General features: G+C 56.4%; 19 protein-coding genes and 1 riboswitch. Of the genes, 5 read left to right on the top strand and 14 right to left on the bottom strand.

Going from position 1 to position 19,477, the window contains the following annotated elements; genetic code table 11:
* Nucleotides 1-57 precede the first annotated feature (57 nt).
* The 10 genes from SPV1_RS04400 to SPV1_RS04355 form a co-directional block, all read right to left on the bottom strand.
* Nucleotides 58-423: a cupredoxin domain-containing protein gene (locus SPV1_RS04400; RefSeq protein WP_009849915.1), complete on the bottom strand. Its 366-nt coding sequence runs from the start codon at nt 421-423 to the stop codon at nt 58-60.
* Nucleotides 420-2,678, bottom strand: a complete 2,259-nt coding sequence (locus SPV1_RS04395) for a heavy metal translocating P-type ATPase (RefSeq protein WP_009849914.1) — start codon at nt 2,676-2,678, stop codon at nt 420-422. The genes SPV1_RS04400 and SPV1_RS04395 overlap by 4 nt, the downstream gene beginning before the upstream one ends.
* A gap of 172 nt (nt 2,679-2,850) precedes the next feature.
* Nucleotides 2,851-3,390: a class I SAM-dependent methyltransferase gene (locus tag SPV1_RS04390; protein WP_231288279.1), complete on the bottom strand. Its 540-nt coding sequence runs from the start codon at nt 3,388-3,390 to the stop codon at nt 2,851-2,853.
* A gap of 251 nt (nt 3,391-3,641) precedes the next feature.
* Nucleotides 3,642-4,178: a cob(I)yrinic acid a,c-diamide adenosyltransferase gene (gene cobO, locus SPV1_RS04385; RefSeq protein WP_009849912.1), complete on the bottom strand. Its 537-nt coding sequence runs from the start codon at nt 4,176-4,178 to the stop codon at nt 3,642-3,644.
* Nucleotides 4,175-4,909 (bottom strand): ABC transporter ATP-binding protein, encoded by a 735-nt coding sequence (locus tag SPV1_RS04380; RefSeq protein WP_009849911.1) that lies wholly within the window; start codon nt 4,907-4,909, stop codon nt 4,175-4,177. Before SPV1_RS04380 ends, cobO begins: the two co-directional genes overlap by 4 nt.
* The gene (locus SPV1_RS04375; RefSeq protein WP_009849910.1) at nt 4,906-5,820 is read right to left on the bottom strand and encodes a ferrichrome ABC transporter permease; all 915 of its coding nucleotides are present in this window, start codon (nt 5,818-5,820) and stop codon (nt 4,906-4,908) included. Before SPV1_RS04375 ends, SPV1_RS04380 begins: the two co-directional genes overlap by 4 nt.
* A 19-nt stretch (nt 5,821-5,839) precedes the next feature.
* Complete coding sequence (locus SPV1_RS04370; RefSeq protein ID WP_009849909.1) at nt 5,840-7,270, bottom strand: cobyric acid synthase; 1,431 nt, start codon at nt 7,268-7,270, stop codon at nt 5,840-5,842.
* 69 nt (nt 7,271-7,339) lie between these two features.
* Nucleotides 7,340-8,143 (bottom strand): cobalamin-binding protein, encoded by an 804-nt coding sequence (locus SPV1_RS04365; RefSeq protein WP_009849908.1) that lies wholly within the window; start codon nt 8,141-8,143, stop codon nt 7,340-7,342.
* The gene (locus SPV1_RS14120) at nt 8,140-8,910 is read right to left on the bottom strand and encodes an energy transducer TonB (protein ID WP_081441964.1); all 771 of its coding nucleotides are present in this window, start codon (nt 8,908-8,910) and stop codon (nt 8,140-8,142) included. Before SPV1_RS14120 ends, SPV1_RS04365 begins: the two co-directional genes overlap by 4 nt.
* Entirely contained in the window at nt 8,825-10,759 is a 1,935-nt protein-coding gene (locus SPV1_RS04355; RefSeq protein WP_009849906.1) for a TonB-dependent receptor, read from the bottom strand. Before SPV1_RS04355 ends, SPV1_RS14120 begins: the two co-directional genes overlap by 86 nt.
* A 274-nt stretch (nt 10,760-11,033) precedes the next feature.
* Nucleotides 11,034-11,238, bottom strand: a riboswitch (cobalamin riboswitch).
* Between the two features lie 99 nt (nt 11,239-11,337).
* Here SPV1_RS04355 and SPV1_RS04350 point away from each other — a divergent pair.
* Together SPV1_RS04350 and SPV1_RS14480 are read left to right on the top strand one after the other, a co-directional pair.
* On the top strand, nt 11,338-11,811 hold the full coding sequence (locus SPV1_RS04350; protein ID WP_009849905.1) for a hypothetical protein: 474 nt from the start codon (nt 11,338-11,340) through the stop codon (nt 11,809-11,811).
* A 128-nt stretch (nt 11,812-11,939) separates the two neighbouring features.
* The gene (locus tag SPV1_RS14480; protein ID WP_009849904.1) at nt 11,940-12,104 is read left to right on the top strand and encodes a hypothetical protein; all 165 of its coding nucleotides are present in this window, start codon (nt 11,940-11,942) and stop codon (nt 12,102-12,104) included.
* Nucleotides 12,105-12,137: 33 nt separating this feature from the next.
* On the opposite strand, the gene SPV1_RS04345 is transcribed toward SPV1_RS14480, so the two are convergent.
* From SPV1_RS04345 to SPV1_RS04330, 4 genes are read right to left on the bottom strand one after another with little or no spacing between them, the layout of a single operon-like run.
* Entirely contained in the window at nt 12,138-14,039 is a 1,902-nt protein-coding gene (locus tag SPV1_RS04345; RefSeq protein WP_009849903.1) for a tetratricopeptide repeat protein, read from the bottom strand.
* 18 nt (nt 14,040-14,057) lie between these two features.
* Nucleotides 14,058-15,518 (bottom strand): 4-hydroxy-3-polyprenylbenzoate decarboxylase, encoded by a 1,461-nt coding sequence (ubiD, locus tag SPV1_RS04340; RefSeq protein ID WP_009849902.1) that lies wholly within the window; start codon nt 15,516-15,518, stop codon nt 14,058-14,060.
* Nucleotides 15,515-15,844, bottom strand: a complete 330-nt coding sequence (locus SPV1_RS04335) for an STAS domain-containing protein (RefSeq protein WP_009849901.1) — start codon at nt 15,842-15,844, stop codon at nt 15,515-15,517. The genes ubiD and SPV1_RS04335 overlap by 4 nt, the downstream gene beginning before the upstream one ends.
* Entirely contained in the window at nt 15,834-16,331 is a 498-nt protein-coding gene (locus SPV1_RS04330) for an ATP-binding protein (protein ID WP_009849900.1), read from the bottom strand. Before SPV1_RS04330 ends, SPV1_RS04335 begins: the two co-directional genes overlap by 11 nt.
* Nucleotides 16,332-16,550: 219 nt before the next feature.
* On the opposite strand from SPV1_RS04330, the gene SPV1_RS04325 reads away from it, so the two are divergent.
* The 3 genes from SPV1_RS04325 to SPV1_RS04315 all read left to right on the top strand — a co-directional run bounded on the left by SPV1_RS04325 (nt 16,551) and on the right by SPV1_RS04315 (nt 19,474).
* Nucleotides 16,551-16,781 carry a lipopolysaccharide assembly protein LapA domain-containing protein gene (locus tag SPV1_RS04325; RefSeq protein WP_009849898.1) on the top strand — a complete coding sequence of 77 codons (231 nt, stop codon included), beginning with the start codon at nt 16,551-16,553 and terminating at the stop codon, nt 16,779-16,781.
* 156 nt (nt 16,782-16,937) lie between these two features.
* Nucleotides 16,938-18,302, top strand: coding sequence for a TolC family protein (locus SPV1_RS04320; protein ID WP_231288278.1), 1,365 nt, complete (start codon nt 16,938-16,940; stop codon nt 18,300-18,302).
* Nucleotides 18,303-18,304: 2 nt separating this feature from the next.
* Nucleotides 18,305-19,474: an efflux RND transporter periplasmic adaptor subunit gene (locus SPV1_RS04315; protein ID WP_009849896.1), complete on the top strand. Its 1,170-nt coding sequence runs from the start codon at nt 18,305-18,307 to the stop codon at nt 19,472-19,474.
* Nucleotides 19,475-19,477: the final 3 nt, after the last annotated feature.

Here is a 19,477-nt window from a genome sequence, read left to right as displayed (position 1 = left end):
AGAGTCTGGAGATTCAAACAGTGCAACAGATCACATGAGTGCGAAAGAACGTCCGGCTTATTGGTTTAGAACGCGCAAAGTGCCGCGATACATGCCCATCTGGCACTGAAATGTGAAATCCCCGACCTGATCCGGTACCAGCCTGATGATGACAGGCTTGCCCAGCGGCAACTCTTTCCGGATGCCCAGATCCGGGAAGAGCACCTGTTCGGCGCAGGCGGCTGCATCCTCACGTATAAAGCGTAGTGAAATGCCCTTGCCGAGAGAGGCCTCGATCAGCGATGGTTCGTAGACACCATCTTTGACGCGAATTTCGATAATCTGGCCCGGCGTTGCGGCTACGCCGGCAGACGGGCGATAGAGCCAGAACCACCAGATAATGAAAGCGATCAGCAATAATCCGGTCAGGTTGATCACTATCATGGCCTGCCCTCCGGTCGGAACAGGCGCAGCCGGTTTGCATTGCTTACGACCGTGACCGATGACATGGCCATCGCCAAACCAGCCAGCATCGGATTGAGCATCAGCCCCATCAGCGGATAGAGAAGGCCTGCGGCAACCGTGATGCCCAGACTGTTATAGATGAATGCACCAAACAGATTCTGTTTGATATTGCGCAGCGTGGCCTTTGAAATAGCGATGGCAATCACCACGCCATCGAGCGAAGAGCGGATCAGTGTGATATCCGCAGATTCGATCGCGACATCGGTACCGGCCCCGATTGCAAACCCCACATCGGCCCGCGAGAGCGCCGGCGCATCATTAATGCCATCGCCTACCATGGCAACGATCGCGCCGGCAGCTTGCAACTCAGCCACTTTGCCATCCTTGTCCGCAGGCATGACGTCAGCGAAAATATGTGTGATACCGACCTGGGCTGCAACGGCTTCGGCTGTCTGGCGATTATCCCCGGTGAGCATCACCACCTCCAGCCCCAGCTCCTGCATCTGTGCAATGGCGGCTTTCGAGTCCGATTTGATGGGATCGGCGATGGCAATCATGCCAATCAGTATACCGTCCCGGGCGAGCAGTACGGGCGTTTTAGCCTCTGCTGAGAGTGCAGTTATCTGCGCGCTGTTTGCTGCATCAACAGTGACATTGTACTTCGCCATCAGGGCCGTATTACCCAGCAGGATGGCATGCCCATCCACCCGCCCGCTGACACCATGACCGGAAATCGCCTCAAACTGATCACACGGCGGCAAGCTGATGTCGCCGGATTTAGCGACAATGGCGGCAGCCAGCGGGTGTTCGCTGCCCTGCTCGAGAGCTGCAGCCAGGCGGATAATCGCCTGCTGATCGTCGCCGATGATATCGGTTACAGCCGGTTTTCCTGCGGTTACGGTACCGGTTTTGTCCAGCACGATAGTGGTAAGCTTCGAGGCACGCTCGAGTGCTTCGCCCTTTCGAATCAGGATGCCGAACTCGGCTGCCTTGCCGACACCGACAATCAGCGAAATCGGCGTGGCCAGTCCCAGCGCGCAGGGGCAGGCGATGATTAGTACGCTCATCGCTGCAATCAGCGCAAAACTGATGCGCGGCTCCGGCCCGAAATTGAGCCAGGCCAGTGCAGTCACTACTGCAATAATCAGTACCGTCGGCACAAACACGCCTGCAACCTTATCGACAATACGACCGATCTTCGGTTTGGATGCCTGAGCATTGTTTACCATCTCGATAATGTGTGCCAGTACCGTGTCGCTGCCGACATGACTGGCTGTGTAGAGAAAGCTGCCGGAAGTATTGATGGTACCGCCTACGACCGCATCACCGGACTGCTTGCGTACCGGCATCGGCTCACCGGTCAGCATTGATTCATCGACGCTGGAATCCCCTTCCAGCACTGCTCCGTCCACCGGTATTTTTTCACCGGGGCGCACCCGGATCACATCGCCGGGTATGACTTCGGCTATGGGGATATCCACTTCCCGTTCATCACGCACTACGCGTGCGTGACTGGCCTGCAACCCGATCAGCCGGCGAATAGCCTGGCTGGTTTTGCCGCGTGCGCGCACCTCCAGCGTCTGCCCCAGATTGATCAGGGCGATGATAATCAATGAGGCATCGAAATACGCATGCCGCCCCATACTGGCCACTGCATCAGGCACTATCTGCGGCCAGAAAATCAATGCCATCGAATAGAGCCACGCGGTACCTGTGCCGATGGCAATCAGCGTATCCATGCTGGCCGAATGATGGAGGAAGGCTCGCCATGCTCCGATATAGAAATGGCGACCGGCATAAGCCATCACCGCTAGTGTGATCAGGCCAATACTCAGCCATACGGGCATATGCCCTGTGATGCCGGGCAAGTAATGAAAAAACATATTGAGAAACAGGGGTAGCCCGACCAGAGCGGCGACTAAAAAGCGACTGAACAGGCTTTTCATGTGAGCGGTTTCTGCCGCCTGTTGCTCAGCTATATTCTCCATGCCCCGGAGCGTGCTGGCATCAAATCCGACCGACTGTACTGCTGCAATCAGCGCATCTGTTGAGAGGCTCTGATCTGCCTGTACCGACGCAGTTCGATCCACCAGATTGACGCTGGCCTGACGTACGCCGGGCAGGCCTCCCAGCGCGGCTTCTACCTTGCTGACACAACCGGCGCAGCGCATGCCGTCAATCGCCAGCCGTATTGACTGCGTTTCCAGGTCAGGTTTGGTTTGATCAACGCTCATATGCGCCTCATATCCATCCTTTTATACCATACATGCCATGGCAGGTGCGGGTTCTTCTTCCGTAAGCGGGGCCGGCTGCCGTGTAGGGTCATACTGCACGATTGAACCTTGTCCGGTCAAAATAGTTCGGGAAAACGGATGCGCTGGAGAACAGGGAGAGCTGAAAAAGCCTCTAAATTTTTTGAAATATATCAATACGAGCCGGAGGCAGATTGGCCCAAACCACGTGTTTACTGACATGCCTGAAGCCGACATCAAATACCTCATGGTACCTTATCAGGTCGTATGTGAACTGCACAAAGTAACCGCCGGGGCGAAGTTTTTTTTGCGCTGCTGCCAATATCTCACTTACAGTTGCATCCGGTATGCTTTTCAACGGCAGCGAAGAGATGATGGCGCAAACCTTGCGATCAAGATCCATGATGTCAGCGGCAGAAGCGTTAATAACATGTACCGCCGGGAAGCGGTTCTTTAAATGCAGACACAACTGCTCGGATAGTTCGAATACATACAGGTTGTCAGGAGAAAAGCCGGTATCAAGCAGTGCTTTTGTCATTGGCCCCGTGCCGGCGCCGAATTCCACCACCACTTCGGTTTCCAGTGGTAACAACCCCACCATTTGTGATGCAAGGTAACGTGAACTTGGAACCAGAGCCCCGACTGCTTTGGGGTTTCTAAGCAAGGCGCGCGTAAGACGAATATGGTTCAGCACGGCCCGACTACCTCGGCGGCAGGGACAATATATCTGACCAGCCTGCTCCATGTAACAATACCCATCAAAAAACCTCCGTGTTTTTCTATATCGTCTGTGAACGACGCATATATCCTGCACGTTCGTTTTCTGTTCGAATTGTCTGAAATGCTGATCAGTTTATGAATAGTAGTGCGGAGATGGTTTGAATGCAGCAAAGTTTCGTTGAAAGGCGATCAGGCGTCCATGCGAATAGTACTCAGACTGATGCTTCAGAACTCAATGCCCTGCGTGGCGGAGATGCCGGATTCATAGGCATGCTTTACCATCTTCATTTCGGTGACGGTATCGGCTACTTCGATCACCTCGGGGGCGGCACCCCGGCCGGTCAGAACCATATGCATCCATTTTGGCTTCTCTTCGCGGATGAAGGCGGCAATCTCTTCGCCGGTGATCCAGCCATAACCGCTGCAATAGTTGATCTCATCGAAAACCAGCAGGTCAAACTCATGTGAGCGGACCTTTTCCTTGCACAGCTCCCATATCCCGCGGCTGGTTTTAATATCCTGCTCCGGGTTTTTGGTATCCCATGTAAAACCGTCGCCGAGCGCATGCCACTCGATATTATCGAACTTTTTCGCAGCCCGCTCTTCGCCGGTTTTCCATTTGCCCTTGATAAACTGGATCACGCATACCTTCATGCCCCAGCCTGCGGCACGAAAGGCTACGCCGAAAGCGCTGGATGATTTGCCTTTGCCCTCACCGGTATGCACCAGCACAATGCCTTGCCGTTTATCACGTGACTTCATCGTTCTTCTCCATAATCAGGAATCAGTACCGACCCACGGGCAATCACCGGTGCATCAAAGAGCTGCGAGAGCCTGTTGCCATCAAAGAGCTCTGCTGCTTTGCCATACTCAGCCGCGCCTTTACCATCAATAAGAATCAGGTGGTCGGCAATCGCCATCGCCTGCTGCAGATCATGCAGTACCGTGATAATGGCGCGACCATTTGCACTTTGTGCTTTAAGCATCTGAATGCAGCGAATCTGGTGTTTGAGATCAAGGTGGGCGGTAGGTTCATCAAGTAGCCAGACGGGTGTATCGCGCAGCATCAATGCTGCCAGCTCCACCCGCTGCCGCTCGCCGCTGGAGAGCTCACCAAGCGGTCGTTGCAACAGTAGTGCGATATCCATGGTGGCTGCCGTGGCCTCGATGCCCTGATCCGCTTCGCCTGCGGCAAGGAGAAGGCGTTGCCTGACCGTAAGGCCGAACTCGGTAGGCGGCAGATCACCCTGCCAGGCAATCTGTCTGCAGATCTCGCGCCGATCGTACGCCGACAAAAGCTGCCCTGAGAGGGTAATGGTTCCGGCTACAGGAATAAGGCCGGCCATGGCCAGCAACAGGCTCGATTTACCTGCGCCGTTGGGACCAAGCACAACAACTACTTCACCGGCATTGCATGCACAGGAGAGTCCGGAGAGCAGCGTCTGGCCGCCCCGTACCACGGTAAGGTTGGAGAGATTCATGATGCCGCTCATGCTGTGCGCCTCAACAGCAGAAAGAGGAATACCGGCACGCCGATCATGGCAGTGAGGATGCCCACCGGCAGCTCTGCCGGAGCGATAATCGTGCGGGCGGCGGAATCGGCCAGTACCAGCAGCAGGCCGCCTCCGATGGCAGAGGCGGGCAGCACGGCTCTGTGCAGAGAACCGAAGATCAGGCGCATCAGGTGGGGAATCACCAGCCCGATAAAGCCGATGGTGCCTGCCGCCGTCACGGCCAGTGCCGTCACTGCCGATGCCAGCAACAGCAATCGCGACCGCAGTTGTTTAACATCCACACCCAGTGCCTCGGCATGACGCTCTCCGAGCAGCAGCTTGTCGAGCGCACCGGAGAGAAGCAGGCCGCAGGCCAAGGCTATAACCCATGCCAGCAGCAGCAGTGGAATCGGCAGGTCGGAGCGGGAGAGGTCCCCCATCATCCATGAGAAGGCGCGGAACAACCCCTGTTCAGGCAACAGGGCCAGCAACAGGGCGAGCACGGCAGACCAGAAGGCCGCCAGTACCACGCCGGCGAGCAGCATGCGGTTCGGCCCCAGACGTGAGAAGAACATCACCGCAACAATCCCGACCCAGGCTCCGGTAAAGGCGCCTGCCGACATGATCCAGCTCGATTCCGGCATCAGCATCAGGCCGGTGACCGCACCTGCAGAGGCGGAACCGGCCACACCCAAAACATAGGGCTCAGCCAGCGGATTACCCAGCAACACCTGAAACCAGGCGCCGGCCAGCGCCAGCAGGCCGCCAACAGCAAAAGCCGTGAGCAAGCGCGGCAGTCTCAGCTCCCACAGTATCGTCTGATCCAGCGAATTGCTGGCCGAAAACGGGTTGATCCACTGATCGCCCATGGCCAGGCCGATCAACAGGCAGACGGCGACAGCTGCTATCAAGGCAGACCACCGTAGCATGCTAGAGCGAGCTCCCGGCAAGGAGTGGTTTCAGTAGCTCCGGGTCGATCGCCTGCTCCAGCGCATCGGCCAGCAGATCGAGTGAATCCATGGTGCGTTGATGCTGATCTTTGCCATCACTAGCTGAAAAACCGAGCTCGTTAAGCCACGCCTTGCGAAAGCCACCCTGCTCGAAGAGCCCATGCAGATAACTGCCCCAAACCAGCCCGTCTGCCGATTTGCATGCAAACGGAAAGAGTGCCTTATCACTGTCTGATTCGCCGTGATGAATCTCGTAGCCGGTGACTCGCTCGCCGGCAAAACAGGGCGATGGCCGATCCACCTTTATCAGCGTCTTCTGCGTGCGCATCGTGGTTGCAAGCGGCAGCCAGCCGAGCCCTTCGGCGCTGTCGCCCTCCACACCGTCATCTTCAATCACCGTGCCCAGCATCTGCATGCCGCCGCAGATGCCCAGCACGTTGCCGCCGTAGCGCAGGTGGCGTGCGAGCGCTGGCACAAATCCACTCTGACGCAGCCACGCAAGATCCGAGGCCACATGTTTTGAGCCGGGCAGAATGATCAGGTCGGCGTGATTGAGCTCTTTGGTTGTGCGGACAAAGCGCAGATTCACGCCGGCTTCCGATGCCAGCGGGTCGATATCGTCATGGTTCGACATGCGCGGCAAGGCAATCACGGCAATATTGAGTTGTATGCTGTCGGGAGCTGAATCCTGAGCATGCCGGTAGGGGGCGTCCTCTTCCGGCAGTTCCAGTGCAAGCCATGGGATCACGCCGGCAACCGGTCGCCCTGTTTTCTCCTCCAGCCAGACCAGCGCATCATCAAGCAGCTCCATATTGCCGCGAAAACGATTAATCAACAGTGCCTTTACCCGCTGTTGTTCGGAATCGGAGAGGATAGCGAGTGAACCTGTGAGGGCTGCAAACACGCCACCGCAATCGATGTCCCCTACCAGCCAGACTGGCACGTCAGCCGCTTCGGCAAAGCCCATATTGGCAATATCACCCTCGCGCAGGTTCGGCTCGGCAGGCGATCCCGCGCCCTCAATAATCACCACATCGTATTGCGCCTGCAGTAGCGCAAATGACTCCAGTACCATCTGCATCCAGCCGATCCGATCTTCCCGGAATCGTTTTGCATGTAACTGTCCGACCACCTGGCCGCGCACAACCAGCTGTGCCTGCTCATCAGCTTCCGGCTTGATCAGTACAGGGTTCATATGCACGCTCGGTTCAATACCACAGGCAAATGCCTGCAGTGCCTGGGCACGACCGATTTCGCCACCGTCAATGGTGACGGCAGCATTGTTACTCATGTTTTGTGGCTTGAATGGCGCCACGCGCACGCCGTTTCTGGCCAGCAGCCGGCAGAGCCCCGCCACTAACACCGATTTGCCGACGCCTGAAGCGGTGCCCTGGATCATCAGGCTTTTCATAGCGGGTAAAGTCCATCGGCAAGGAGGGACGCGACAGGCTCCCGTCTGGAGAAAACGCGCAGCTCGATCTTAACGGACATCCGTTTTCTCCTCTAGCGCCTGCTGTAGCAGCTCCAGCCCGTCGAGCAGGCGCGGGCCGGGTCGGTTCAGCAGGTCCGGATTGATGGCGATAATACGGACATTGCCCTTACCCAGCCACTGCTCCCAGAATGCGCGCCGCGCTTCAATATCCCGTTTTTCCTGCGGAATGACAATCAGTGCCGGCCGGGCGCGAACCACCGATTCAACATTCACATGCGGCGTTTCAATATTGAGGTTGGCAAAGATATTTCTGCCGCCTGCCTCATGTATCAGGTCGGAGATAAAGCTGGGACCGCCTGCCGTCATCAGAGGGTCATCCCATACCTCATAAAAGACGGCTGTTCCGGAGGGGGGGCGGGAGCGAATTATTTGCAATCGCTGGCGTAGCCCGGCAACAACGGATGTCGCTCTCTCCGGATGGTTGGTCAAAGTGCCGAGCTTCAGCATATCATTGAATACTGCATCAAAACTGTCCGGATTGGAGACAATGATGCGTACGCCCATCTTCTCCAGCATTTTTACGCCGCTGACGCTTCGACTGATAACCACAGCAATATCCGGCTTAAGGCGCAGGGCCGCCTCCACATTGATGCCGTTATAGCTGCCGACACGTGGCAGTTTTTTTGCAGCAGCCGGATAATCACAGAAGGAGGACGCGCCGACCAGTTGCGGGCCGGCACCGATTGCATACAGCATTTCGCAGGCGTGCGGTGCAAGCGCCAGAATACGTGCCCCGGCCCATGCGCTGCTGCTGGCAAAGCAGCAGGCCAGCAGCACTAGCAAGGCTTTCACAGCCGCCTGAACCGTAAACGAAACTGGTACCGGCCATCTGCAACAGGAAACGGCTGTGCCCGGTAGACTGTCTCGAGCGCCGCATGGTCCAGCACGGCATAGCCGGAGCCGTGCAGGACCGTCACCTGATCGGCTGAGCCGTCGCGGGTCAGGGTGAAGCCGACATCAACATCCCCTTCGATGTTGCGACGTCGCGCACTGGCCGGATAAAACTTGAATGACTCCAGATGCTTGCGCAACAGCAGGCGTAGCTTGTCTTCGTCGACTACAGCTGTTGTTGCGGAGGCTGTCTGAATTTGCCGCGGTTTTGTTGCAGGCAGGGCCGTTACGGGTTCTGTTTTTACAGGCCGAACGGAAGCCGCAGCGGGCTGTTGAGCTGCAGTTGCAACCTGTATGGAGGAGGCCGGTGTTGTTTTGTGGAGAACAGACGATTCCGCCAAGGGGTGTGGCGGTTGCTGTAAAACGGGCGCATGCTGTGAACTTCTTCCTGTTACGGGAGAAACGCGGCGCTCCGGCATCGCCCGGGCTTGTTGATGCTCGGGCTTTGAGTCGATGTTGAGCAGTTCGATGACCACTGTCTCACCGGCAGCTGTCGTCGGCCGATGCAGTTGCAGCCAGCCGGTCAGTAACAGGCCATGGATGGCTGCACTGGCAGCCAGCCATGGCCAGAACCTGAATAACCTAGAAAGAATAGCTCGCTCCGGCGTGGAAGCTTGCTGTTGGTGCCGGGTAGAACGAATCGCCGCTGAATGTGGAGAACACGCCATAATTGCTGTATTTCTTTCCTGTCAGGTTATCCACACGCGCGAACATCTCGACATTCTGCCAGCGATAGTTGATCACTGCATCTGCAGTAAGATAGGCAGGCAGGCGCGGACGGGCGTTAGCCTGATCACTGATCAGGAATGATGCGCCCACATAAGTGAGCTTAATGCTGCTGGAGAGTCCCTGCATCCAGTCGGCCTTCCATTCGGCGCCGAAGCGGTTACGTGCTACGGCCGGGATAGTTTTACCGCTGGAAATACCGCCGCGAAAACTGGCCTTGCTATAGGTGTAGTTTGCAGAGAATTGTAACAAATCATGCGCATGCCAATGACCACCAAGCATGATCACATCATGACGTGTTTTGGCTCCATAATTTTCATTGGCGCCGAATCCGAATGCGCCTCCCACCGGGTTATAATAAATCTCATGATTCAGGTTGGCGCGACTGGCGCTAACCTCCAGCCAGGCGGACTTCATATCATAACGCAGACTGGTGCTGTAATGGCGACCTGTCTGCGTTTTTAGGGTGGTGTCTACCGTGCCGGAGAAGAAACTGAATCGCTCATCCAGCAGTGGGAAGCGCATGGAGCTGGCAGCGTTCAGTCTCAGGCGCAGTCGTTCGCTCAGGCCCAGTGAGGCGCCGACATCCCAGGCCGTTGCCTGATTGGCAATAGCGCTGACACTACCCTTGGTGAAGCTGTCGCGTATGCGTTCGCTGCGAAGGCCGCCATTTACAGCCCAGCTGTTATCGGCGGCACTGACCGTCAATTCACCGTAATAACCGTCGCGTTTGTGATCGAAGTCGGTATTGCCGACAGCGCCGCCAAAATTAAACGAACCATTGCCGCGATCGATATCGGCGCCGGCCACGATACGGCTGACGATGTCAGAGCCGGCCGTGAATGTGAGTTTCGGTCGCAAGGATGCATTGCGTTGGACAAAATCGCTGATGGAAGCAAAGCTGACAAATTCGGAGTGCACATCACGGCGCCGGAAACCGCCTGCAATGTCCGCCTCCAGGCCGAAATCAGACAGCCAGTTTATACCGCCATCAATATAATTGTCGGTTGTGCGACTGAAGTTCTGAGGTGTAGTAGCCTGCTTGCGGTTGGCTCTCATCTGCGCGCTGCTCAGGGCACCGGGTAAACCGGCCCGATCACGATGATGATTGCCGGAAAGATGCAGGCTCAGGCTGTCTGTGAGATCAGCCTCTGCACGCGCGCCACCATCGAAGCGGTCAAAGAAGCCATTGTCGCGATACCCCTTGCTGGTCAGGCCGGAGAAATTTGCTTCCATGCGCGTTTTTCCTGCATCTGCACCGATCCGGCTCTGGCCTGAAAATTCGCCGAAGCTGCCGCCGGCCAGACTAATATTGCCACCGGATGCGGGTATTTTTGTAATGATATTGATGACGCCTCCTACAGCGCCGTTACCGTACAGGACAGAGTTGGCGCCATGTACTATTTCAATGCGTTCAATCTGATCCAGTGGAATCTGTGCCCAGTCGGTGCCGGAGAGGTCCGGGTTGTTGATCCGGCGCCCATCGATCAGCACAACATTGTTGGCTGCACCCGACTCGCCGAAACCGCCCAGATCCACCTGCGATTTTGCTCCGACTCCGGAGGTGTCGCGGACAACAATATTGGCCAGCCCCTTGAGCAGGTCGACAACAGTTGCAGCATGAGAGGCTTCGATGGCCTGTCTGTCGATGACCGTTACCGGCCGGGATGATGTGATTGATGGTGCAGTAACCCGGCTGGCTGTGACATTCAGCTCACCGAGATCCTGTGTTTGAGCGATAGCTGTTGCCGGCATCGCCGCGATCAGCCATAAAATATGTTTTAGTTTCACTGTATCTTCCTTTCGCGCCCGCCGCGCATTTTCATAGTATGGGCGGTTGAAACGCTGGAAGGTGGAAAGGACGGATGATGAGGGGGCAATGGTAGCGCCATCAGCTCCGGCACTTGGCCTCCCTCCGAGGTCTCAAACCGATGGCATGCAAGGGTGTCCGCTTTTCCCCTCTGGTTGTGTTGCTGTGCTGCTCAAATGCTCACATACAGAAAGTATGCTCCGCTTTTTCGCTGCTCGCGCCTTACCAGAGGCTAAAAATCAAACACCTCACTATCGTCATGCCGTGCTTCGGGCCGGTCTCCTGGCTTACCTTCATCCGCGGCTGTTCTCCTTCCCGGTCTCCCAGTGGTTCTGAACAGCGTTGTCAGGTCTACAGTAGCGGGGGCTGCGCCGGAATTGACTGATAATCAATCGCACCGGACTTCCCGTTTCATCCTTCTGCCGAACGGCATCGGGACACCCAAAACGGCGCGCACTCTAGCGATGAGAGCAGCGTACGTCTATGCATATGCCATGCAATGATCGGGTGATAGGTCTATAGTCCAGACATATGTAAAAGATGTTTACAGGGGGAAAGTATGCGAAAAAAGCTGATTGCACGGGATATGAAGGCGGAATCAGACAATGAAGAGAGCTGGCTGGATCTGGAAAATCTGGTTCAGGTGGAGATGAGCTCCGAGGATGAGGCATACCCGATAGAGTCGGCGCTTGCTGCCGGAACCGGGCCGGGCTGGCGGGCTGCCGAAGCCGGAGAGCAGACACTGCGTCTGCTTTTTGACCAGCCACAGCGTATTGAACTGATTCGTCTGCTGTTTCAGGTTGATGATCAGGAGCGGACGCAACAGTTTACCTTGCGCTGGTCTCCGGATGGAGGCGCGACTTATCATGAAATCGCCCGCCAGCAGTATAATTTCAGCGCCCCTGATGCAACGCAGGAGTTGGAGACGTTCCGCGTTGATTTCGACGGCGTCACGGCACTGGAATTGCAGATCATTCCGGACATCAGCGGCGGCAATGCACGCGCATCGCTGGCCCGCTGGGCGGTTGCCTGAGTGGTCATGCCAACAATTTTGCAAGACGATTCAGAAAAAAATGGGCATAGTTCGCGCCTTCCGCTTCAATGACATAAGCAGAGCGACAGCTTGCATTGACCGGATACTTGCAGCGGAGGTCCCCCCCATTGGCCAGACAGAACTTTAAATTTGAGAAACGTCAGAAAGAAATCGCCAAACAGAAAAAAGCTGAAGAAAAACGCCTGCGCAAGCAGGGTATTGAAATAGATGACGACGCTTCCGGCGAGAATTCGCCCAAAGAGCCCAGCGTCGATGACTGGCTCTCAAGTTAACTACGCCTGACTAAGCTCCGAGAGCCCGGCGGGCTACTTCAGGCTGGGAGTGCGATACAGTTGCAGATAGTGAGCTATATTAAATGGCTCTTGAGTCAGAATCTGCGTGCGTGGCGTGACCTCTACGATATGGCTGGCCAGTGTAAAACTACTCTGCTTTTGTGCTAACAGGCCGAGGTTCTGACTGGCAATAGACAATCCCTGATTCGCAGCTTTTTCAAACCATTGGCGGGCCTGTTGTTTATCAACAGCAACGCCCCTGCCCAGTGCATACATATAGGCCAGCGTATTCTGTGCCGGCGCAAAACCGCTCTCCGCCGCCTTTTTGTACCAGTAGAGTGCCTTGCTATCCTTTTGTTCTACGCCGTCACCTTTGCGGTAGAGGTTGCCCAGATTAAACTGGGCAGGTGCATAGCCGCTCTGCGCCGCCTTTTCATACCAGGCAATAGCCTGAGGCATATTGAATGCGGTGCCCTGTGCACGCTGATACATCGATGCGATAATGTTCTGTGCCTCGCTGTCACCGGCTTTGGCCGCGCGTTCGAACAGTTCGAAGGCGCGGGCTGCATCCTCTTTGCGGTAATAGAGAACGGCCAGATTATACATGGCATCGGCATTGCCCTGCTCGGCTGCCTTTTGATACCAGGTGATTGCATCCTCGCTATTGGTGACGACACCACGGCCTAAATCATACAGCAGCCCGAGTAACAGGCTGGCGCGTGGATTGCCGTCTTGCAGCGACTGCTTTAGCAACTCTGCAGCAGCCTCATCATTCTGAATCGTACCGATCCCGCGCAGGTACATCAGCGCCAGGTTGTATTGAGCGGTATGATCTGTCACCGCAGCTTTCTTCAGCCAACCGAGCGCCGCGCGCATATCCGGCTTGCCACCGCGCCCGAGCGCAGAGAATACGGCAAGATTATTTTCGGCATCGGTTAAGCCTGCCTTTGCCGCCTCAGTCAGCCAGTGTATCGCCTGTGCATCTTCGCCGCTCTCGGCATACATGATTCCCAGGTTGGCCTGCGCGCGCACATCGCCGGCGGTTGCTGCAATATTCAGCCAGTGCAGAGCTTTCTGGTTATCCTGCTTGATGCCACGACCTGTTGCGTATAACACCCCGATAGCGGCGGCCGCTTTCACATGTTTCTGGTTTGCAGCTTTCAGATACCACGCTGCCGCTTCCTGTGCGTTGGCATCACCTTCACGGCTGATCAGTAGCTCGGCCAGGTGAAACTGCGCTTCAACATTGCCCTGAACCGCACTCTGCCGCAGCCAGCTTTCAGCCTGTTGCATGTCGGCAGTGAGCCCCTGCCCCTGCTGATACAACATGGCCAGCACAAACTGCGCAGTTGCATCGCCCGCGGAGGCCTGTGCAGTCACGCGGTTAAGCAACTGTTGCTTAAATGAGCGTGCTTCCGTATTCCCGCCAGCGGCAGCCTTGATTGCCCAGGCCAGAGCCTCGGCATCATTTTTACGGGCACCCCGGCCTTCAGCGTACATCACAGCCAGATGCAGTTCAGCGCCTGCATGCCCTTTGGCAGCCGCTTTGCGAAACCATGTCAGCGCGCCTGCGGGGTCCCGTTGTTCAACGCCACGTCCATTCTCGAGCAAGACACCAAGCTGGTACTGTGCCTCTGTGTGCCCCTGCGCTGCCGCCAGTTGCAGCCAGCGCACAGCCTGGCTGTCATCCTGCTTAACACCCTTGCCATCCCGATAGAGCATGGCAAAGCGATATTGTGCCTGCGCCTTACCCCCTTTGGCTGCCACCTTGAACCATTCCGCAGCCGTATCGAAATCGCCCTGCTGAAAGGCCTCTTTGCCTTTGGTTATCGGATCAACATTCGCATCACCGTAATTCGGAGTAGAAAGAAACAGATAGAGCATGCCGGCAAACAGCAGTGCGGCTACCAGAAACAGAGACGAACGGAGGCTCATGTCAGCACCCGGCCCTGATCATAGATCCAGCTCATGCCAGATCTCATCGACACGGGCTTTTACATCCGCACGCATCGTGATCGTACGGCCCCATTCGCGGTCGGTTTCACCCGCCCACTTGTTAGTGGCATCAATCCCCACCTTTGAGCCAAGACCTGCGACGGGAGAGGCAAAATCCAGATAGTCGATCGGTGTACGCTCAGCCATGGTAAAATCACGGGCCGGGTCACATCGGGTGGAGATGGCCCAGATGACCTCTTTCCAGTCCCGGCAGTCAATATCCTCATCGACGACGATAATAAATTTGGTGTACATGAACTGACGCAGATAGGACCAGATGCCGAACATCACACGCTTGGCGTGTCCCGCATAACCCTTGCGAATAGAGACAATGGCCACACGATAGGAGCAGCCCTCCATCGGCAGATAAAAATCAACGATCTCCGGAAACTGCTTTCTCAGGATTGGAACAAATACCTCATTGAAAGCCAGTCCCAGCACGGCCGGTTCATCCGGCGGCTTACCGGTATGGGTGGAGTGGTAGATGGCATCACGGCGCATGCTTACCCGCTCCACAGTGAAGACCGGAAACATCTCGGTCTCATTGTAATAGCCGGTATGATCGCCAAACGGCCCCTCCTCGGCATATTCACCGAGGGAGACATGCCCTTCGAGCACGATTTCGCTGGATGTCGGTACCTGCAGCGGTACGGTGGCACAATCGGTCAACACCGTCTTTTCGCCGCGCAGCAGCCCGGCAAACTGGTATTCGGATAGGGTATCGGGAATGGGTGTGACTGCAGCCAGAATCGTGGCCGGGTCGGCACCGATCACGACAGCACAGGGGAACGAGTCGGCGCCCGATTTTTTTGCTTCCAGATGATCCTGAGCGCCACCACGGTGTTTCAGCCAGCGCATAATCAGTTTGTTCTTGCCGATCTGTTGCTGTCGGTAGATGCCGAGATTCTGGCGGGATTTATTCGGCCCCTTGGTGACTACCAGCCCCCATGTCAACAGCGGCCCGACATCTTCAGGCCAGCAGGTCTGGATGGGCAGGCGATCCAGATCCACCTCATCGCCGCTGAACACAACCTCCTGCCAGGGTGCTTTTTTCACCGTTTTAGGCTGCATGTCCATGACTTTTTTCAGCACCGGAAATTTATCCCAGGCATCTTTCAGCCCTTTAGGCGGCTCCGGCTCTTTCAGGTAGGCCAGCAGCTCGCCGATTTCCCGCAGTTCTCCGGCAGACTCACGTCCCATGCCAAGCGCAATGCGTTCTGCGGTGCCGAACAGGTTGGTCAGCACCGGCATGTCATGGTTCTTTACCCGTTCAAACAACAGGGCCGGTCCGCCAGCTCGCAGCACCCGATCAGAAATTTCGGTGATTTCGAGTTCTGTGCTGATTTCAGTCGTAATGCGCCTGAGCAGCCCGCGTGTTTCCAGATCATCAATAAAGGCTCGCATATCGCGATAGCTCATGCAGTGCTGTCCTCTATGTCGAAGACGGTATCCAGTTTGGCCAGCTCGAACACATCGCGTACATTTTCACTCAGTCCGGAGAGGACAAAGTGGCCGCCGGTCATACGTGCCCACTGCAATCCTTCAACCAGCGTGGCGATACCGGATGAGTCCATGAAGCCCACGTCATCCAGAGCCACGTGAACCTCTTTCATGCTGGCGGAAAACAGTGGCTTTAGCTCTTCACGCAGGCGCGGCGAGGTATGAATCGTTACATCACCCTTTACGCGCAGCAGCACAGCCTGATTGTCACGGTCTTCACGTTTGAATGTGAGTTTAACGTTCATCTTTCTCTCCGAGGTTGAAAATCAGCAGCCAGTGGTTCCCATCATCGAGCACTACGTGTTCACAATGATCCGCAACCGAACAGATCAGCTGCAGACCCAGCCCGCCCGGGCACGGGTCCTGGTGATCAATGTGGCGTTCGGCCACCTCCTGCATGCAACCATTCCAGCCGACTGATGCGTAATCGCGGAAATCAAACACGAGTGCTGAGCCGTCACTTCTGTCAACAATACGGCTCTCGAACTCTACCCGGCCCGGCTTGCCGCCATAGGCATGACGGGCGATATTGGCGAACAGTTCATCCACGGCAATGGCCACCCGATTGCTGCGCAACTCATCCATGCCGGCACGGGCGCTCATCACAGCGACGATAGAGCGCAATACATGTACACAGTCGCTGTTGCAGTTGAGCTGCAGACGCAGTCTGCCTACATGGCTGCTTTCACATTCAGGAAACGCTACATCCTGCACACAAGGCTTGGCTGTCATGGCACCTCATCCAGGTAATCCGGGCTAGATAGTCTCCGTATCATGCCGCTTGCCAAGCTTGGCGTCCAATCACTGCAAACGCAACCGGCAGAAATGATTAACGGGCTTATGCCTGATGCGATCGATTTGCCCCTGTCAGTGTGGCTATTTTGCCGCTACTATGCTAGAAACAAGCGACAAATGAGGGCGTACAAGAGCGCCACCTAACGTGAGGCAGCCATGAGTCCGAAGCTATTGACCATCCTTACACTGTTTGTGCTGGCAACAATATTTATCATTCAGAATACCGATGTGGTTGAGTTGCGCTTTTTATTCTGGAAAATAGATATGTCGCGTTCACTGATGTTCCTCTTCCTTATGTTGGTGGGTACCGGCACGGGCTGGTTCCTGCGCGGGCATATGTTGCGCAAGAGGGATACCCGCAACGATGTCGATGAGTCGCACAACTAATAAATAGCAGTGTAATCAGGCGGAAATCGGTGTTGCCATGACCCAGCGCGCATGGGCATATGTAAACGAAACGTAAAGGTGGTGTCCTGTGCAAAGTGCTTGCGTTATCGTATCGCGACGATGATGAAGTTTTTCTGTTCCCTTACCCTGTTGGCTATGCTTGCGACTGCGCTGTCAGCGGAAGCAGCCGGGCTGGATGATCCGTTTTCTGTCAACACCATGGTACCATCACCGGCGGATGCCGGAACCTGTGAGAAGCACATCGAAGGGAAACAACTCAACCTGGCCGATGTCATCCAGATCAGCTTGTGCAATAACCCGCAGACACGTGCCGCCTGGGCTGCGGCGAGAAGTGCTGCGGCTCAGCTTGGTGCCAGCAAGTCTTCGTTGCTGCCCACGCTGTCATTGTCGGGAGCCGCCACACACGCCGCTTCGGCCACCGGCAGCGTCCACTCGGTCAGCAATCAGCAGAGCGCCTCGCTCTCTGCCAGTTACCTGCTCTATGACTTCGGGGGACGCGAAGCTGGCATCGACAATGCGCTTGCACTGCTTGATGCCGCCAACGCCAGCGGTAATGCGACTCTGCAAAGTGTGTTCCTTAATGCTGCGACGGCCTATTTCTCATTGATGTCGGCACGTGCCAGCGTAGAGGCAAGCCGCGCCAGTGAGGCGTCGGCGCGCGCCAGCCTGTCGGCCGCCGTGGAGCGCTATAAGGTCGGCGCAGCCACCCCGGCAGATCGATTGCAGGCCAAAACTGCACTGGCTCAGGCAAAGCTCACACGCATCACTGCAGAAGGTACGATGAACAAGGCCTTCGGCACACTGGCTAATGCGATGGGGATGTCGCCGACAGCGAAGCTGGAGTTTGCCGACCCGGCCCCGGCACGGCCCGATGTTGTACTGGAGAATAATGTAGGCAAATTGATTCGTGAGGCACAGCAGCAGCGGCCTGATCTGGCGGCTGCCGAGGCGCGCATTCGTGCTTCCGGCGCAAATATTGAATCAGTACGTGCGGCAGGTCTGCCGCAGTTGAGCGTCGACGCCTCGCTGTCCGACTCCCGTAGCGCCGTGGCCGGAGGTAATTATGCCAATACAGGCGGCGGCAGTATTGCCCTGAATATCAGCTTCCCTATCTTTACCGGCTTCAATACAACCTATCAGACGCTCGCCGCAGAAGCAGAACTGGAGAACACTATCGCTACGCGTGATCAGCTGGCTCAGCAGGTTACGCTACAGGTCTGGCAGGCCTATCAGAACCTGCGGACTCAGGGAGAGGCACTGCGCACATCCGACGATCTGCTGGCCTCAGCCTCCGAATCGGAGGCCATGAGTCTGGGGCGTTACCGCGAAGGCGTGGGCAATATCCTTGATCTGCTGACGGCACAGAGCGCCATGGCCAGCGCACGACAACAGCATGTCAGTGCACTTTATAACTGGCACGCAGCGCGTTTTTCCCTGGCTCAGGCAGTCGGTGCGCTTGATCTCACTGCTTTGCAGAAAATTCGCCGTATGGAGCAATAATTATGAGTGTGATGCACTTTTTCAGGCGCAAGCTGGTCATTGGCAGCATCGCAGCCATACTCCTTGCTGCCGGCGCATATAGCATGTTCTGGCCGAAAGCGTTGCCACTGAGTCAGCGCTATACAACAACGGCTGTGCAGGATGGTGGGCTTGTTGAAACCGTGTCTGCCAATGGCACGCTTAATCCGGTAACGCTGGTCAATGTCGGTACTCAGGTGTCCGGCGTAGTGCAGAAGATTCACGCCGATTTCAATGACAAGGTGAAGGAGGGACAGGTTCTGCTTGAGCTCGACCAGTCGCTGACGAAAGCGGCGCTGGCACAATCGGAAGCCAATGCTGCCTCGGCCAGGGCCTCCCTTGATCTGGCCCGTGCGAACATGAAACGTAGCCGCGCACTGTTCAAAAAGGAGTATGTTACTGCTCAGGATGTCGATACGGCTACGCAGGCTCTGAAGGCCGCTCAAGCGCAGCTTGCTCTGGCCATGGCACAGGTAAAGCGTGACCGCATCAACCTCGGTTATACGGTGATCCGCTCTCCGGTTTCCGGCGTGGTCGTGTCGCGCGAGGTGGATGTGGGACAAACCGTGGCAGCGTCGTTTCAGACGCCAACCCTGTTCAAGATTGCCCAGAGCCTGACCAGCATGCAGATTGATTCCAGTTTTGCCGAGGCCGATATCGGCGGCATACGGGCGGGACAGCAGGCGACATTCACTGTCGATGCCTTTCCGGGCCGGGAGTTCACAGGCACGGTCCGCCAATTGCGCCTGAACCCGACCACGCAACAGAATGTGGTCACTTATAACGTTGTCATCGACGTTAACAACGATGATGGTGTGCTGCTGCCCGGCATGACCGCTTACGTCAGCGTCATCACCGCTCGCCTGAAAAAGGTGCTCAAGGTGCCCAATGCGGCGCTCCGCTTCCGGCCTGCGGCCGATACGGTGATTGAAAATGAGCATGTGCCCGAACCCGGTGGAAAATCAGAGGGCATACGCGGCACAGTCTATCTGACCGGGGACAAGGGGCTGAGGCCGGTAAGGCTGGAGCTGGGCGCTTCGGATAATACCGACACGGAAGTGCTGGCCGGGGCACTGAAAAGCGGTGACAGGGTGGTCATTGATGTCGCGACCCCTGCCGACGCCAAGCGCCGGGCTCGTGTACGTATCCGCTAGCGC

The organism is Mariprofundus ferrooxydans PV-1, from assembly GCF_000153765.1.
GTDB classification, from domain to species: domain Bacteria; phylum Pseudomonadota; class Zetaproteobacteria; order Mariprofundales; family Mariprofundaceae; genus Mariprofundus; species Mariprofundus ferrooxydans.
The sequence above is the reverse complement of the archived record's forward strand: the minus strand, read 5'-3'. Positions and strand labels throughout refer to the sequence as shown.